This window comes from Acidovorax sp. FG42, assembly GCF_057809195.1.
On sequence record NZ_JBMDJM010000013.1, the window covers coordinates 108,342 to 122,757 of the forward strand.

At 66.4% G+C, this 14,416-nt stretch carries 12 protein-coding genes and 1 pseudogene; 9 read left to right on the forward strand and 4 right to left on the reverse strand.

Annotated elements, in window-relative coordinates; genetic code table 11:
- Nucleotides 1–66: 66 nt before the first annotated feature.
- Together ACODSM_RS14725 and fabI are read right to left on the reverse strand one after the other, a co-directional pair.
- Nucleotides 67–930 carry a DNA ligase gene (locus ACODSM_RS14725; protein ID WP_488805779.1) on the reverse strand — a complete coding sequence of 288 codons (864 nt, stop codon included), beginning with the start codon at nucleotides 928–930 and terminating at the stop codon, nucleotides 67–69.
- A 96-nt stretch (nucleotides 931–1,026) separates the two neighbouring features.
- Nucleotides 1,027–1,827: an enoyl-ACP reductase FabI gene (gene fabI / locus ACODSM_RS14730; RefSeq protein WP_015014680.1), complete on the reverse strand. Its 801-nt coding sequence runs from the start codon at nucleotides 1,825–1,827 to the stop codon at nucleotides 1,027–1,029.
- 104 nt (nucleotides 1,828–1,931) lie between these two features.
- On the opposite strand from fabI, the gene ACODSM_RS14735 reads away from it, so the two are divergent.
- The 4 genes from ACODSM_RS14735 to ACODSM_RS14750 are packed head-to-tail and all read left to right on the forward strand — an operon-like array spanning nucleotide 1,932 to nucleotide 7,514.
- Nucleotides 1,932–3,758 carry an extracellular solute-binding protein gene (locus ACODSM_RS14735; RefSeq protein WP_488805780.1) on the forward strand — a complete coding sequence of 609 codons (1,827 nt, stop codon included), beginning with the start codon at nucleotides 1,932–1,934 and terminating at the stop codon, nucleotides 3,756–3,758.
- 18 nt (nucleotides 3,759–3,776) lie between these two features.
- Nucleotides 3,777–4,808 (forward strand): microcin C ABC transporter permease YejB, encoded by a 1,032-nt coding sequence (locus ACODSM_RS14740; protein ID WP_060984856.1) that lies wholly within the window; start codon nucleotides 3,777–3,779, stop codon nucleotides 4,806–4,808.
- 13 nt (nucleotides 4,809–4,821) lie between these two features.
- Entirely contained in the window at nucleotides 4,822–5,877 is a 1,056-nt protein-coding gene (locus tag ACODSM_RS14745; protein WP_488805781.1) for an ABC transporter permease, read from the forward strand.
- Nucleotides 5,878–5,879: 2 nt separating this feature from the next.
- Entirely contained in the window at nucleotides 5,880–7,514 is a 1,635-nt protein-coding gene (locus ACODSM_RS14750; RefSeq protein WP_488805782.1) for an ABC transporter ATP-binding protein, read from the forward strand.
- Nucleotides 7,515–7,656: 142 nt separating this feature from the next.
- Here the strand turns inward: ACODSM_RS14750 and ACODSM_RS14755 are convergent, their stop codons facing one another.
- The gene (locus tag ACODSM_RS14755; RefSeq protein ID WP_488805783.1) at nucleotides 7,657–8,256 is read right to left on the reverse strand and encodes a lipocalin family protein; all 600 of its coding nucleotides are present in this window, start codon (nucleotides 8,254–8,256) and stop codon (nucleotides 7,657–7,659) included.
- A 277-nt stretch (nucleotides 8,257–8,533) separates the two neighbouring features.
- Between ACODSM_RS14755 and ACODSM_RS14760 the strand changes: the two genes are divergently transcribed.
- Nucleotides 8,534–9,151: a hypothetical protein gene (locus tag ACODSM_RS14760; protein ID WP_488805784.1), complete on the forward strand. Its 618-nt coding sequence runs from the start codon at nucleotides 8,534–8,536 to the stop codon at nucleotides 9,149–9,151.
- A 155-nt stretch (nucleotides 9,152–9,306) separates the two neighbouring features.
- Here the strand turns inward: ACODSM_RS14760 and ACODSM_RS14765 are convergent, their stop codons facing one another.
- The gene (locus ACODSM_RS14765) at nucleotides 9,307–10,206 is read right to left on the reverse strand and encodes a LysR family transcriptional regulator (protein ID WP_488805785.1); all 900 of its coding nucleotides are present in this window, start codon (nucleotides 10,204–10,206) and stop codon (nucleotides 9,307–9,309) included.
- Nucleotides 10,207–10,322: 116 nt separating this feature from the next.
- On the opposite strand from ACODSM_RS14765, the pseudogene ACODSM_RS14770 reads away from it, so the two are divergent.
- From ACODSM_RS14770 to leuD, 4 genes and pseudogenes are all read left to right on the forward strand, one after another.
- Nucleotides 10,323–11,348: pseudogene (locus tag ACODSM_RS14770) on the forward strand (tripartite tricarboxylate transporter substrate binding protein).
- A gap of 46 nt (nucleotides 11,349–11,394) precedes the next feature.
- Nucleotides 11,395–12,294: an alpha/beta fold hydrolase gene (locus ACODSM_RS14775; protein WP_488805786.1), complete on the forward strand. Its 900-nt coding sequence runs from the start codon at nucleotides 11,395–11,397 to the stop codon at nucleotides 12,292–12,294.
- A 30-nt stretch (nucleotides 12,295–12,324) separates the two neighbouring features.
- Entirely contained in the window at nucleotides 12,325–13,743 is a 1,419-nt protein-coding gene (leuC, locus tag ACODSM_RS14780) for a 3-isopropylmalate dehydratase large subunit (RefSeq protein ID WP_488805787.1), read from the forward strand.
- Nucleotides 13,740–14,405, forward strand: a complete 666-nt coding sequence (gene leuD, locus ACODSM_RS14785) for a 3-isopropylmalate dehydratase small subunit (RefSeq protein ID WP_476016948.1) — start codon at nucleotides 13,740–13,742, stop codon at nucleotides 14,403–14,405. Before leuC ends, leuD begins: the two co-directional genes overlap by 4 nt.
- Nucleotides 14,406–14,416 lie beyond the last annotated feature (11 nt).

Genomic DNA, 14,416 nt, shown 5'->3' on the forward strand with positions numbered 1-14,416 from the left:
GCGCTGCCGCGCTCAGCTCGCGTATCGCCACCTCGTCGAAATCAGCTCGGGTTTGCGGTGGCCCCGTCAGCGGGTGGGCGGCATGTCGTCCCGCACCCGCACAAAACTCGCGAAGCGTGGCACACCGCTGTCGTGGGTGCCTCTGAAGCGGTAGGTCACCCAGCTGCCCACGGGCGGCGGGTGGTCGCGCTCCGCGTCGGTCAACCCGGCGCCCAGCCGAAACCGCTGGCCCGAAGGCATCTCCACCACCAGCGCGCCCAGCCGCCCGGCGTGGCGGCCCTGGCCGGGCAGATGGGCTACCACCTTGGCCTCGGCGTCTTCGTGCGTCTTGACCTTGATGAGGTCGTCACTGCGCCCTGCGCGGTACATCGATGCACCCCGGTGCAGCATCAGCCCCTCGCCACCTGCGCGCACGGTGCGCAGCAGCAGCTTTTGCAAAGCGGCGTCGCTGGCTACGCGCTGCTGGGGCACCGCCTGCACCCATGGCTGGTCCAGCGACTCTACGAGCTTGTTCAGTGCGGGCAGACGCTGGTCAAACGTGCCGCCGTGCGCAGGCAGGTCAAACACCATGAAGCGCATCTCGCGCCAGGCGGCATCGTCCGGCTGCTGCTGGCGTACGGTGGACTGGGCGTGGCTAAACCGGCCGCGTCCTGCCCACAGCTCGCCGTCCATGGGAGTTTCAGGCCAGCCGGCAGTGAACCATGCCGGGGCCGCCACGGTCTCACCACCCCGCGTGCGCAGCGTGTGGCCGTCCCAAAAGCCGCGCACGCCATCGTATTTTTCGCTCACCCAGTAGTCCGCCAGCCGCATGCCGGGGCGGTACACATTGGCCAGCAACAGGGCGGGTGCGTCGGCGGCCCAGGCCTGGGGTATTGCAAGTGCCGCCAGGGGTGAAAGGCCCATACAGGCCAGCCAGTGTCTGCGGAGCATAGATTGGGTGGTGCTATCAAAAAAAATAGCTTCTAGCGCATGATTTATGTGCGCTAGAAGCCAATTACGTAGTGAGCGTGCAGCCCTGGCGAGGATTTACACCTGGTCGGCGCTCAGGCCCGCCGTCTGGCTGAAGCCGCCGTCCACATAGGTGATCTCGGCGGTCATGCCAGAGGCCAGGTCCGACAGCAGGAAGGCCGCCACATTGCCCACGTCCTCAATCGTGACGTTGCGACGCAGGGGCGAGGCATCGGCCACGCGGCTGAGCAGCTTGCCAAAGTCCTTAATGCCGCTGGCAGCCAGCGTCTTGATGGGGCCCGCGCTGATGCCGTTGGCCCGGATGCTGCGGCCGTCCTCGGTGCGGCCCACTGCCTCGGCCAGGTAGCGCACGCTGGCTTCCAGGCTGGCCTTGGCCAGGCCCATGGTGTTGTAGTTGGGGATGGAGCGCAGCGCGCCCAGGTAGCTCAGGGTCAGCAGCGACGATTTGTCGTTCAGGTAGGGCAGGGCCGCCTTGGCCATGGCCGGGAAGCTGTAGGCGCTGATGTCGTGGGCGATGCGGAAGCCTTCGCGGCTCAGGCCGTCCAGAAAGTTGCCCGCAATGGCCTCGCGCGGTGCAAAGCCGATGCTGTGCACAAAGCCGTCAAACTTCGGCCAGGTCTGCGACAGGTCTGCAAACATGCGCGCGATCTGCTCATCGCTGGCCACGTCGCAGTCAAACACCAGCTTGGAGTTGAACTCGGCCGCAAAGTCGGTGATGCGGTCCTTGAAGCGCTCGCCCACGTAGCTGAACGCCAGTTCGGCGCCTTGCTCGTGGCAGGCTTTGGCAATGCCGTAGGCGATGGAGCGGTTGGACAGCACGCCCGTGATGAGCAGCTTCTTGCCGGTCAGAAAACCCATGTGAAATCTCCTTGTGGAATAGCGGAATGCAGGCTTGGCGCCCGGTGCATGTGGATATGCGGCTTTGGCTGCAAGCCCCTGCGAACGTAGTGCAGAATTGTCGCATGCGGTTTTGGCTGGCTTTGTTGCTGATGGGGAGTGCTGTTCCAGCGTGGGCAGCGCACGCGTATGCCTTGTGGGGCGCGCCGCGCTATCCGGCGGGCTTTGCGCATTTCGACTATGTGAATCCCGAGGCCCCCAAGGGCGGTGAGTTGCGGCTGGTGAGCAACCTGCGCACGTCCACCTTTGACAAGTACAACCCGTTCACCATCAAGGGCAACGCACCGGCCTACCTGTCGTCGCTGATGTTCGACTCGCTGCTGGTGGGCTCCATGGACGAGACCGCGACCGGCTATGGTCTGCTGGCCGAGGACGTGGAAGTCGCCCCTGATGGACTGTCTGCCACCTTCCGCCTACGGCCCGAGGCGCGGTTTCACAACGGCAAGCCCGTGCTGGCCCAGGACGTGAAGCACAGCTACGAAACGCTGGTGGGTCCCTTCACCTCGCCTGCGTACAAGACTTTGCTGATCGAGGTGGCGGGCGTGGATGTGATCAACGACCGCACCGTGCGCTACCGCTTCAAGCAACCCAACCGCGAGCTTCCCATCACCGTGGGCGGCTTGCCGGTGTTCAGCCGCGACTGGGGGGTGGAAAACGGCAAGGCCAAGCCCTTTGACCAGGTGGTGATGGATATCCCCATCGGCAGCGGCCCTTACAAGATCGGGCCCGTGCGGTTTGGCAAGGACATCACCTACGTGCGCGACCCCCAGTACTGGGCGCGCGACCTCAACGTGCGCAAGGGCACGGCCAACTTCGACCGCATCCTGGTCAAGATCTACAAGGACAACACTGCGCGTCTGGAGGCCCTGAAAGCGGGCGAGTTCGACCTCATGCGGTTCTTCAGCGCAGGCGATTGGGCCCGCCGCGTCACGGGCAAGAAGTTCGACACCGGCGAGCTGGTCAAGGGCGAGTTCAAGCACAAGCTGCCGTCGGGCTTTCAGAGCTACGTGCTCAACACCCGCCGCCCGCTGCTGCAGGACGCGCGGGTGCGCGAGGCCCTGGGCTTGGCGATGGACTACGAGTGGATGAACCGCCAGATGTTCTACGGCGCCTACCAGCGCGTGAATGGCCTGTTTGGCAACACGGCCTGCGAAACCAAAGGCAGCCCGTCGCCCGAAGAGCTTGCGCTGATGGAGCCCTATCGCAAAGACATTCCTGCAGCCGCCTTCGGTCCCATGACCGTGCCCCCGCGCACCGACGGCGATTCGTCACTGCGTGCCAACTTGCGCCGGGCGCAGGCACTGCTCAAAGAGGCGGGCTGGGAGGTGCGCGATAGCGCCCTGCGCAACGCGAAGGGCGAGGCCATGGTGCTGGAGTACATGGACAGCAACGAAGGTGGCGTGCGCACCATCACTCCCTGGATCCGCAACCTGGAAAAGATCGGCGTTACGCTGCGCTTCCGCTCGGTGGACTTTGCGCTGTACCAGCAGCGCCTGCAGAAGTTCGACTTTGACATCACCACGATTGCCTTCCAGGGCACCAACAACCCCGGCCAGGAGTTTGCCGATATGTTCGGCAGCCAGGCCGCCGACACGGAAGACTCCGGCAACTTCGCGGGTGTCAAGAACCCGGCGGTGGACGCGATGATCAAGGCCATGACCTCTGCCAAAACCGAGGCGCAACTGCTGCCTGCCTGCCATGCGCTGGAGCGCATCATTGCGCACAGCCATTACCTGATTCCGCAGTGGACGGCCGGCACCCATCGCATGGCGTACAACGCCTGGCGCCTGGCCAAGCCCGCCACGGTGCCACCGTACTCCAGCGGTGAAAGCTGGGTCATCGACACCTGGTGGGCACGCATTCCACCGCAGACCGCGCCCGACAAGAAATAACCACCCGCCAGCCCACCCATGTTTGCCTACATCCTCAAACGCGTGTTGCTGATGCTGCCCACCCTGCTGGGCGTGCTGCTGCTGACCTTTGTGGTGATTCAGTTCGTGCCGGGCGGCCCCGTGGAGCAGTACATGGCCGAGGCCAAGGCTGGCGTGGGCGGCGGCGGTGCCGAAGGCGGTGGCCTGAGCTACCGGGGCGCTCAGGGCGTGGACCCCAAGCGGCTGGAGCAGATCAAGGCCCTGTACGGCTTTGACAAACCAGCGCATGAACGCTTCATCCAGATGCTGGGCCAGTTCGCGCGTTTTGATCTGGGCAAGAGCTTTTTCCAGAACAAGGACGTGTGGCAACTGGTGGCAGAGAAGCTGCCGGTCTCCATCAGCCTGGGCCTCTGGACCTTCTTCATCAGCTACCTCGTCGCCGTGCCGCTGGGCGTGGCCAAGGCGGTGCGTGCCGGGTCGCGGTTTGACCTGGTGACCACGCTGCTCATCCTGCTGGGTTATGCCATCCCGGGCTTTGTGCTGGGCGTGGCGCTGCTGGTCATTTTTGGCGGGCAGCTGCAGTGGTTTCCGCTGCGGGGGCTCACGTCGGCCAACTGGGACGAGCTGAGCTGGGGCGCGCGCATCGTGGACTATCTTTGGCACATCACGCTGCCCGTCACAGCCATGGTGCTGGGCAGCTTTGCCGTCACTGCCATGCTGACCAAGAACGCGTTCCTCGAAGAGATCCGCAAGCAGTACGTGCTCACGGCCCGCGCCAAGGGCCTGAGCGAGCGCCAGGTGCTGTGGAAGCATGTGTTCCGTAACGCGCTCATCCCCATCATCACGGGGTTTCCCGCCGCCTTCATCGGCGCGTTCTTTGCAGGTTCCCTGCTTATCGAAACCCTGTTCTCGCTCGACGGCCTGGGCCTGCTCAGCTACGAGAGCGTGATCCGCCGCGACTACCCCGTGGTGCTGGGCACGCTGTATTTGTTCACGCTGATCGGGTTGGTCACCAAACTCATCAGCGACCTTTGCTATGTGTGGGTGGACCCGCGCGTGAAGTTTGACTAGCCCAAACGCACCGATGGCCCCGATGAGTCCTGCTGCTACCCCCATTTCACTCTCCCCGTCCCGCCGTGCCTGGCTGCGCTTCAAGCGCAACCGCCTGGGGTACTGGAGCCTGCTGATCTTCTGCGCCCTGGTGCTGGTGAGCCTGTGCGCCGAGTTGGTCAGCAACGACAAGCCACTCATCGTGCGCTACGAGGGGCAGACCTACTTCCCCCTGCTGAAGGACTACCCCGAGAAGACTTTCGGCGGCGACTTCGAAACCCCCACCGACTACCTGGATCCTTTCATCCAGCAGCGGCTGAGCACCGGCAGCAACTGGGCGCTGTACACCCTCAACCGCTACGGCCCCAATACGCTCAACTACTTTGCCAAGGCGCCCAACCCCTCGGCCCCCACGGGCGACAACTGGCTGGGCACGGACGACCGGGGGCGCGACCTGCTGGCGCAGTTGCTGTACGGCTTTCGGGTGAGCGTGCTGTTTGGCCTGGCGCTCACCACCACGGGCGTGCTGCTGGGCGTTATCACAGGGGCCATCCAGGGCTTTTTTGGCGGCAAGACCGACCTGGCGTTCCAGCGCTTCATCGAGATCTGGGGCTCCATGCCCGAGCTGTACCTGCTCATCATCTTCAGCGCGGTGTTTGCGCCCAGCATTGCGCTGCTGCTCATCTTGCTGAGCCTGTTTGGCTGGATGGGGCTGTCGGACTATGTGCGTGCTGAGTTCCTTCGCAACCGTCAGCTCGATTACGTGAAGGCAGCCCGTGCGCTGGGCGTGAGCAACAGCCAGATCATCTGGCGCCACATCCTGCCCAACAGCCTCACGCCCGTGGTCACGTTTTTACCGTTCCGCATGAGCGGCGCGATTCTGGCGCTGACTTCGCTCGATTTTCTGGGCCTGGGGGTACCGCCGGGAACGCCCTCGCTGGGCGAGCTGCTGAGCCAGGGCAAGAACAGCATTGATGCGTGGTGGATTTCGCTGTCCACTTTTGGCGTGCTGGTGGTCACCTTGTTGCTGCTGACCTTCATGGGAGACGCGCTGCGCGATGCGCTCGATCCCAGAAAGGCGGATCTGTGACCATGACTGCATCCGCCATGAAACCCGCGCTGCTGGAAGTCCACGACCTGCATGTGCGCTTCGGCGCCAAGGAGGTGGTGCGCGGCGTCAACTTCTCGTTGGCCGCAGGCGAAAAGCTCGCGCTGGTGGGCGAATCCGGCTCGGGCAAAACCATCACCGCGCTGAGCCTGCTGCGGTTGGCGGGCAATGCCGCTATCACGGGCCGGGCCCTGCTGCAGGGTCGGGGCGACCTGTTGGCGATGACTGAGCGCGAGATGCGCGGCGTGCGCGGCGGCGACATCGCCATGGTGTTCCAGGAGCCCATGACCGCGCTCAACCCGCTGATGACAATTGGCCAGCAGATCGCCGAGATCCTGCTGCTCAAGAAAGGCCTCACCGGTGCCCAGTGCGCGCAGGCCGCCATCGATCTGCTGGCGCAAACCGGCATCCCAGAGCCCGCGCGTCGCGGCAACAGCTTTCCGCACCAGCTCAGCGGCGGCCAGCGCCAGCGCGCCATGATCGCCATGGCCCTGGCCAGCAGTCCCAAGCTGCTGCTGGCCGACGAGCCCACCACCGCGCTCGACGTGACCTTGCGCGGCCAGATCCTGGACCTGCTGAGCGACCTGCAGCGCCAGACCGGCATGGCGGTGCTGCTGATCACGCACGACCTGAACCTGGTGCGCCGCTTTGCCGACCGCGTGGCGGTGATGGAGCAAGGCGTGCTGGTAGAGCAGGGGCCGGTGGCCGAAGTCTTCGGCGCACCCCAGCATGCCTACACCCGCCGTCTGATCGCCAGCCAGCCGCGCCGCGATGTGATCGAGGCCGACCCGCCCGCAGGCACCGCGCCCGTTGTGCGGACGCAAGACCTGCGCGTGGTCTACCCCACGCCGCTGCCGGGCATCAAGGGCTGGTTCAAAAAAGGCGAGTTTGTGGCGGTGCAGGGCGCCACCTTGCAATTGCTGCCCGGTCAGACGCTGGGCGTGGTGGGCGAATCCGGCTCGGGCAAGTCCACGCTGGCCCAGGCCATCCTGGGGCTGTTGCCCTCGACGGGACAACTGCAGGTGGGTGGGCAGGCGTGGCAGCAGCCCGCCATGCGCAACACGCCCACCAACCAGCAGTTGCGCCGCCGGGTGCAGGTGGTGTTTCAGGACCCGTTCTCGTCCCTGTCCCCCCGCCTCACGGTCGAAGAAATTGTGGGCGAGGGCCTGAAGGTGCATGAGCCCGCACTCAGCGTGGCCGAACGCCGTGCGCGCGTGGAGGCGGTGTTGGCCGAGGTGGGCCTGGCCGAAGCGCAATACCCGCGCCTGCTGGAGCGCTACCCGCATGAATTTTCCGGCGGCCAGCGCCAGCGCCTGGCTGTGGCGCGCGCCCTCATCGTGCAGCCGCAGGTGCTGGTGCTCGACGAGCCCACCAGCGCGCTCGATGTGACTATCCAGCAGCAGGTGCTGGGCCTGCTGCAGCGCCTGCAAAAAGAAAAGGGCCTGAGCTACCTGCTCATCACCCACGACGTGGACGTGATCCGCGCCATGGCGCACGATGTACTGGTGATGAAGGACGGCGCGGTGCTCGAAAGCGGCAGCGTGACAGAAGTGCTGGATGCACCCCAGCATCCCTACACCCAACGTCTGGTGGCCGCCGCCACAGTACCTGGCGGATAGTTTTTAGGGTTTTTGGGCTGCAGGCGCTAGTGGAATATGCGCGGCCTGCTATCAACTTTGAATGTTTTGCGTCCGCGTCCCGTGGCGCAGTTTGGTGGGTGAACCATGCATGGGGCCATGCCCCTTATGCTGCGTACGGTGATCAGGTTCTGACCGCTGGGCGCCGCGCATGTTGCTCCACGCCGGGCTGTGCCCAGACGAGCTTGCGCACATCCACGCCCAGGGCCTGTGCCCGCTCCATCAGGTGCTCGCGCACATGCCAGGGCAGGGTGGGTGTGCGGGACAGCACCCACACATACTCGGTGCTGGAGCCCACCACCAGGGCCCACTGGTAGTTCTCATCCAGCGCCACCACGTTGTAGCCGCCGTAAAACGGCCCGAAGAACGACACCTTGAGCGCTGCGCGGTCGGGGCTGTCCACAAACTCGGCGCGGCCCTCCGCTTCCTTCCACTGCTTGCGCACCGGGTCATAGCCCCGGTTCACCACCTTGATGGTGTTGTCTGCATTGCGGCTGTAAGTGGCGGTGGCCTGCGTCAGGCCGCGTTCAAACGAGTTTTCGATGCGGGCCACCTCGTGCCATTGCCCTGTGTAGCGGTCCACGTCAAAGCCCGAGACGGGCTGCACGCCTTCGGGTGTGCGCGGCGTGGAGCAGGCCGACAACATCATCACCCCCATCAACGCGGCTGCACCCACGATCCGAGGCCAGGGGGAGCGGCGGGGCGTGGTGCGGATGGCTTGCATGGCGGTTTCTCCTGAGGGCTGTTTTTGTGGGGAGGGGCGCTGGCTGCAGCGCTTGCCTGGCAACCGACTGTAGGTACGGTGCCTGATGCCCGGTGTAGGAAGGCGCTGGCGCGTGGTGTCGGCGGCGCGGTGAACCTCGCGCGGCGGGCTCGTCCCTCTGTACCCTTTGAACGGTCACGCGTGCTGTCTGAACCGTGCGGGGTTAGAGTGCAGCAGGGCAATTGCGGGGTGCCTCTGCACCCTGGCGCGTTTGGCCGTCCAGCCGTTTAGGAGTCCCGTGAACCATTCCAGCTTTCCATACCCCTCTGCATCGGCCTCGGTGCAGGCGTCGCGACAAGACCTGCCCGGCGATGACCCGGCAACGCGCAGCTACTTGCAGGCGCGGCGCCAGGCAGCGCCCGGCGCATGGAGCAGCGGGTTGCATCTGGGGGCGCAACAGGTGCTCTGGGCGGCGGGTGCCGATGCGCCTGAACCTTCCGTGAAGCTGAGCCTGCCCTTGGGCGGTGCGCGCACAGCACGCCAGTTCTTCCGCCATGCCGTGCCTACTCCCCTGGAGCTGGAAAGCGCCATTGCGGTCGTGGAGGATGAGGTCTACGTGGCCCATCGGCAGCTACAAGGCTTGTTGCCCGGGGGGCAGGGGTGGGCCCCATGGTCTGCAGATACAGCCCTGCATGAGTTGGCCACCTTGGCACGCGTGCCGCCGGGGGCTCAACGCGTGCTGACGCTGGAGGCCATGGAGCGCCTGTTCAATCGGCTCGCCGCTGTCGCCGAGGGTCGCCCCGCAGCGCACGAGGGCCTGCCGGAAGACCCCGTCTTTGCCGGCACGCTGCTGGTGCTGCGCGAGCTGATGCACCACCTGCCGTTCGCCACCATGACATTGGTGGAGACGCCGTAGTCGCCATTCTGAAATTCGCCTGAGGGGTGAGGTACCTGTGCATGGGCTTGCACGGTGCCAGGGCATACAGCGAAGGTATCGTCGGGCCCTTGCAACCCAGGCAGGCGCCGTGACGCGTCAACGCGATCGACAAAGGCAGCCGGGCCTGCCGTCGGTCATGTGCGCGGCGGTGCGGTGAACCAGTCCCGCAGAAAGTCAGCCAGCGCCCGCGTCTTGGCCGACAGGTCGCTGCGCGTGGGGTAGACCAGGGTCACGTCGGCGGCGGGCAGCGACCAGGCCGGCATCACGCGCACCAGGCGGCCCGCAGCCAGGTGGGCCGCCACATCCCATTCGGAGCGCATCAGCACCCCGTGGCCTTCCAGCGCCCAGGTGGTGGCGGCCGCGCCGTCGTTGGTGCTGAGCATGCCGCGCACTTTCACGGTCTCCTGCCGCTCGTCCTGGTGCAGGTGCCAGGTGCCATAGGTCTCGTCGCTCTCACGGATCACGATGCACTGGTGGGCCAGCAGGTCGGCCGGCTGCTCGGGCTCGCCGGCCTGGGCCAGGTAGGCGGGCGATGCGCACAGCACGCGCCGGTTGGGCAGCAGCCGCCGGGCCGTGAGGCGCGAGTCCGGCAGGTCGCCAAAGCGCACGGCCGCGTCAAAGCCTTGCTCCACCAGGTTCACGGGGCGGTCCGTTAGGTGCAGTTGCACTTCCACCTCGGGGTAGGCGCGGGCAAAGGCCGACAGCGCGGGCGCGATGTGCACGCGGCCGAAACCTAGCGTGGAGGCCAGCTTGATCAGCCCCCGGGGCGAGCTGCGTGCACCGGCCACCGTACGTTCCAGCGCCTCCAGGTCGCCGAGGATGCGGGCACCGTCCAGCAGATAGGTCTCTCCCTCGGGCGTGAGGCGGATGCGCCGGGTCGTGCGGTGCAGCAAGCGCACGCCCAGCCGGTGCTCCAGCTGCGCCAGGCGCCGGCTGACCGCGGGCGGGGTGATGCCCATCTGCTGCGCGGCTGCGGCCAGGCTGCCCTCCTTCATGAGCAGGGCGAAAAAGCGCAGATCCGAAAAGCCGTCCATGAAGATGCCTGATTCATGCTTTGAATTTATGAATGAAGTAATTTTGACGGTATTTATGGCTTTGGACATCACTCCTAAGATCGCATCCACAACAAATATCCGCCGGAGACAAACCCATGATCACTGCTTTCACCACCACCCACCCGGCCCATTCAAACCGCCCGTTCCGTCGCCTGGCGGCTGCCGCAGCGGCACTGGCCGCGCTGGCCCTGCTGTCGCCGGCGGCAGCCCTGGCGCAACCGGCCGGCTATCCCAACAAGGCCATCAAGCTCGTGGTTCCGTATGCACCCGGTGGCAGCGCCGACATCGCGGCGCGCTTGGTGACGGACGAATGGGGCAAGGCCCTGGGCGGATCGCTGTTCATCGAGAACTAGGGCGGGGCGGGCGGCAACATCGGCGTGGACATGGTCGCCAAGGCGCAGCCCGACGGCTACACCATCGGCCTGCAGACGGTGTCGCTGGCCATCAACCCGGCCCTCACCGCCAAGATGCCGTACGACACCCTGAAGGACCTGGCGCCCATCGGCATGGTGGCCAGCTCGCAGCATGTGCTGGTGGTCAACAACGCGGTGCCGGCCAAGAACCTCAAGGAGCTGCTTGCCCTGCTCAAGGCCAAGCCAGGGCACTACTCCTACGGCTCGGCGGGCCCGGGCAGCACCTTCCACATGTCGGCCGAGCTGTTCAAGGCCGTGGCGGGAACACCCATCGTGCACATCCCGTACCGTGGTGGCGGCCCGGCCATGATCGACACTATGTCGGGCCAGGTGGCCATGAGCTTCCCGGTGCTGTCGGCCGCGCAGCCGCACGTGCAGGCCGGCAAGCTGCGCGCCCTGGGCGTGACCGGCACGAAGCGCTCGGCGCTGATGCCCGATGTGCCCATCATTGCCGAGGCAGGCCTGCCGGGCTACGCCTTCGAAACCTGGTTCATCGTGTTCGCGCCGGCTGGCACGCCCCGGCCCATCATCGACAAGCTCAACGCCACGCTGAACCAGGCCCTCAATACTGCGGCGCTCAAGGAGCGCATGGCCAAGGACGGGTTCGACCCCATCCCCTCCACCCCCGAGCAGGCCCGCGCCCGGCTGGAGCAGGAAATGCCCCAGTGGGCCAAACTGATCAAAGAGCGCGGCATCACTGCAGAGTGAGCGGGCTCGCCTTCCACATCGCCTCACGGCCATGACCACCTCGCCCATGACCACTTCACTTTTTCCCGGCTTCACTCCTCACCGCGTGCCCACGCCCGACGGCCAGCACATCCACACGCTGGTCGGCGGCACAGGCACTGCCCTGTTGCTGCTGCATGGGCACCCGCAGACCTCGGCCATCTGGCACAAGGTGGCGCCCGTGCTGGCGCAGCACTTCACGCTGGTGCTGGCCGATCTGCGGGGCTACGGCGACTCGGCCAAGCCTGCCGGCGATGCCGAACATCTGCGCTACAGCAAGCGCACCATGGCCGCCGACATGCTGGCCGTGATGGCGCACCTGGGCCATGCGCGCTTTGCCGTGCTGGCCCATGATCGGGGCGCCCGCGTTGCGCACCGCCTGGCGGCCGACCAACCCGAGGCGGTCTCGCGCATGGTGCTGCTGGACATCGCGCCCACCCTGGCCATGTACGAGCAGACCAGCAACGCGTTCGCCCGCGCCTACTGGCACTGGTTCTTCCTGATTCAGCCCGCGCCGCTGCCCGAGCGCCTGATCGAGGCCGACCCCGCCGCCTACGTGCGTGACGTGATGGGCCGGCGCAGTGCAGGCCTGGCCCCGTTCGACCCGCGTGCCCTGGCCGAGTACGTGCGCTGCCTGGCCCTGCCGGGCACGGCCCACGGCATCTGCGAGGACTACCGCGCCGCCGCTGGCATCGACCTCGTGCACGACCGCGCCGACCGCGATGCGGGCCGCCAACTCGCCATGCCGCTGCTGGCCCTGTGGGGCGAGCAGGGCGTGGTGCACCAGTGCTTTGAGCCGCTCAAGGAGTGGCAGCGCGTGGCGACTGACGTGCGCGGCCATGCGCTGCCCTGCGGCCATTACATCGCCGAAGAAGCGCCCGATGCGCTGCTGGAAGCTGCCCTGCCTTTCCTGCTGGCTTGCCAATAGCCCATTCCCCTCACACCCATCACGATGACCATGACCACACCCGCAACGCTCTACCAGAAGCTGGTGGCATCGCACACCGTGGCCGTTCTGGACGAACAGAACGTGCTGCTCTTTTGCGACCTGCACCTGATGAACGAATACACCAGCCCCCAGGCCTTCGCTGGTCTGCACGAGGCCGGGCGCGTCGTGCCCGTGCCCGGGCAGAACGTGGCCGTGGTGAGTCACATCATCCCCACGCACCCGGTGCGCCACCGGGTCATTCAAGACCCACCTTCTGCGCTGCAGGCCAGCAACCTCAAGGCCAATTGCGACCGCCATGGCATCCCGCTGTTCGATACCAACGACCCGCTGCAGGGCATCGAGCACGTGATCGCGCCCGAGCACGGCATGGTGCGCCCCGGCATGGTCATCATCTGCGGCGACAGCCACACCACCACCTACGGCGCGCTGGGCGCGCTGGGCTTCGGCATCGGCACGTCCGAGGTGGAGCATGTTCTGGCCACGCAGACCCTGGTCTACCGCCGTGCCCTGGACATGCGCATCCGCATCGAGGGTGTGTTGCCCCTGGGCACCACCGCCAAGGACCTGATCCTGATGGTCATCAGTCGCATCGGCGCACAGGGCGCGCGCGGCTATGTGGTCGAGTTCTGCGGCAGCGCCATCAGCACCCTGTCGGTCGAGGCGCGCTTTACGCTGTGCAACATGGCGGTGGAAGCGGGTGCGCGCGGCGCACTGATCGCGCCCGACGCCACCGCCATCGACTACGTGCTGGCCAAGGCCCCCGACATCGCAGGAGACGTACGCGCGCAGGCCCTGGCCCACTGGGCCACGCTGCGCAGCGACGAAGGCGCCGTGTTTGACGCGGAGCATGTGTTCGATGCGGCCGAGGTGGCCCCCTTCGTCACCTGGGGCACCAGCCCCGACCAGGCCATGGCCATCCACGCCACTGTGCCCCGGCCTGAGGACATCACCGACGCCGTGCAGCGCAGCAGCGCCGAGCAGGCCCTGCGCTACACGGCCCTGTCCGCCGGGCAGCCGCTGGCGGGCGTGCCGGTGCAGCACGTGTTCATCGGCTCGTGCACCAACGCCCGCATCGAGGACCTGCGCGAGGTAGACCGCGTCGTTGGCAGCCGCCGCGTGGCCCACGGCGTGCGCGCCATGGTCGTGCCCGGCTCGGGCGCGGTGAAGGCCCAGGCCGAGGCCGAAGGCATCGCCGCGCGACTTGTGGCCGCGGGCTTCGAATGGCGCCAGCCCGGCTGCTCCATGTGCCTGGCCATGAACGACGACGTGCTGGCCCCGGGCCAGCGCTGCGCATCCACCACCAACCGCAATTTCGAAGGCCGCCAGGGCAGGGGGGCGATCACGCACCTGATGAGCCCGGCCATGGCCGCCGCCTCGGCCGTCACGGGTTGCATCACTGACGTCAGAACCCTGGAGGGGACCGCATGAGTGCCGACAACAACACCACCGTGCGGGGCCACGCCGCACTCCTCGACATTGCCAACCTGGACACCGACCAGATCATGCCCAAGCAGTTCCTGCGCGGCATTGACAAGTCGGGCCTGGCGCCGGGCCTGCTGTACGACCTGCGCTTTGACGGCGCCGGACAGCCGCGCGAAGACTTCGTGCTCAACCAGCCAGCTTTTGCCGGCACCGATGTGCTGCTGGCTGGCAGCAACTATGGCTGCGGCTCCAGCCGTGAGCATGCGGTGTGGGGCATGCAGCAGTACGGTTTCAAGGCGGTGGTGGCGTCGAGCTTTGGTGAGATCTTCTACTCCAACGCCATGAACAACCGCCTGTTGCTGGCGATGGTGAGCGAGGACGATGCCCAGGCCTTCATGCGCGAGGCCCGTGCCCACCAAGGGCCGATGGCGATAGAGATCGATGTGGAGCAGCGCCAGGTGCGCACGGCAGGGCACAGCGCGCCCTTCACCGTCTCCGAGCGCCACAGGCGCATGTTCATCGACGGCCTGGATGTGATCGGTGCCTCGTTGACTTACCGGGACCAGATCACGGCGTTCGCCCAGCGCCACTGGGAGGCCCAGCCGTGGGTGAAGGATGTCGCGCGGCGCACGCGCGATCGGCTCAGCGCCGCATCCTCGCAGCCTTGACCGGTCGGCGC

What these genes read in the sequence shown, in the direction of transcription:
- ACODSM_RS14725 (WP_488805779.1), bottom strand. Translation starts at nt 930, where the DNA reads ATGCTCCGCAGACACTGGCTGGCCTGTATGGGCCTTTCACCCCTGGCG.
- fabI (WP_015014680.1), bottom strand. Translation starts at nt 1,827, where the DNA reads ATGGGTTTTCTGACCGGCAAGAAGCTGCTCATCACGGGCGTGCTGTCC.
- ACODSM_RS14735 (WP_488805780.1), top strand. Translation starts at nt 1,932, where the DNA reads ATGCGGTTTTGGCTGGCTTTGTTGCTGATGGGGAGTGCTGTTCCAGCG.
- ACODSM_RS14740 (WP_060984856.1), top strand. Translation starts at nt 3,777, where the DNA reads ATGTTTGCCTACATCCTCAAACGCGTGTTGCTGATGCTGCCCACCCTG.
- ACODSM_RS14745 (WP_488805781.1), top strand. Translation starts at nt 4,822, where the DNA reads ATGGCCCCGATGAGTCCTGCTGCTACCCCCATTTCACTCTCCCCGTCC.
- ACODSM_RS14750 (WP_488805782.1), top strand. Translation starts at nt 5,880, where the DNA reads ATGACTGCATCCGCCATGAAACCCGCGCTGCTGGAAGTCCACGACCTG.
- ACODSM_RS14755 (WP_488805783.1), bottom strand. Translation starts at nt 8,256, where the DNA reads ATGCAAGCCATCCGCACCACGCCCCGCCGCTCCCCCTGGCCTCGGATC.
- ACODSM_RS14765 (WP_488805785.1), bottom strand. Translation starts at nt 10,206, where the DNA reads ATGGACGGCTTTTCGGATCTGCGCTTTTTCGCCCTGCTCATGAAGGAG.
- ACODSM_RS14775 (WP_488805786.1), top strand. Translation starts at nt 11,395, where the DNA reads ATGACCACTTCACTTTTTCCCGGCTTCACTCCTCACCGCGTGCCCACG.
- leuC (WP_488805787.1), top strand. Translation starts at nt 12,325, where the DNA reads ATGACCACACCCGCAACGCTCTACCAGAAGCTGGTGGCATCGCACACC.
- leuD (WP_476016948.1), top strand. Translation starts at nt 13,740, where the DNA reads ATGAGTGCCGACAACAACACCACCGTGCGGGGCCACGCCGCACTCCTC.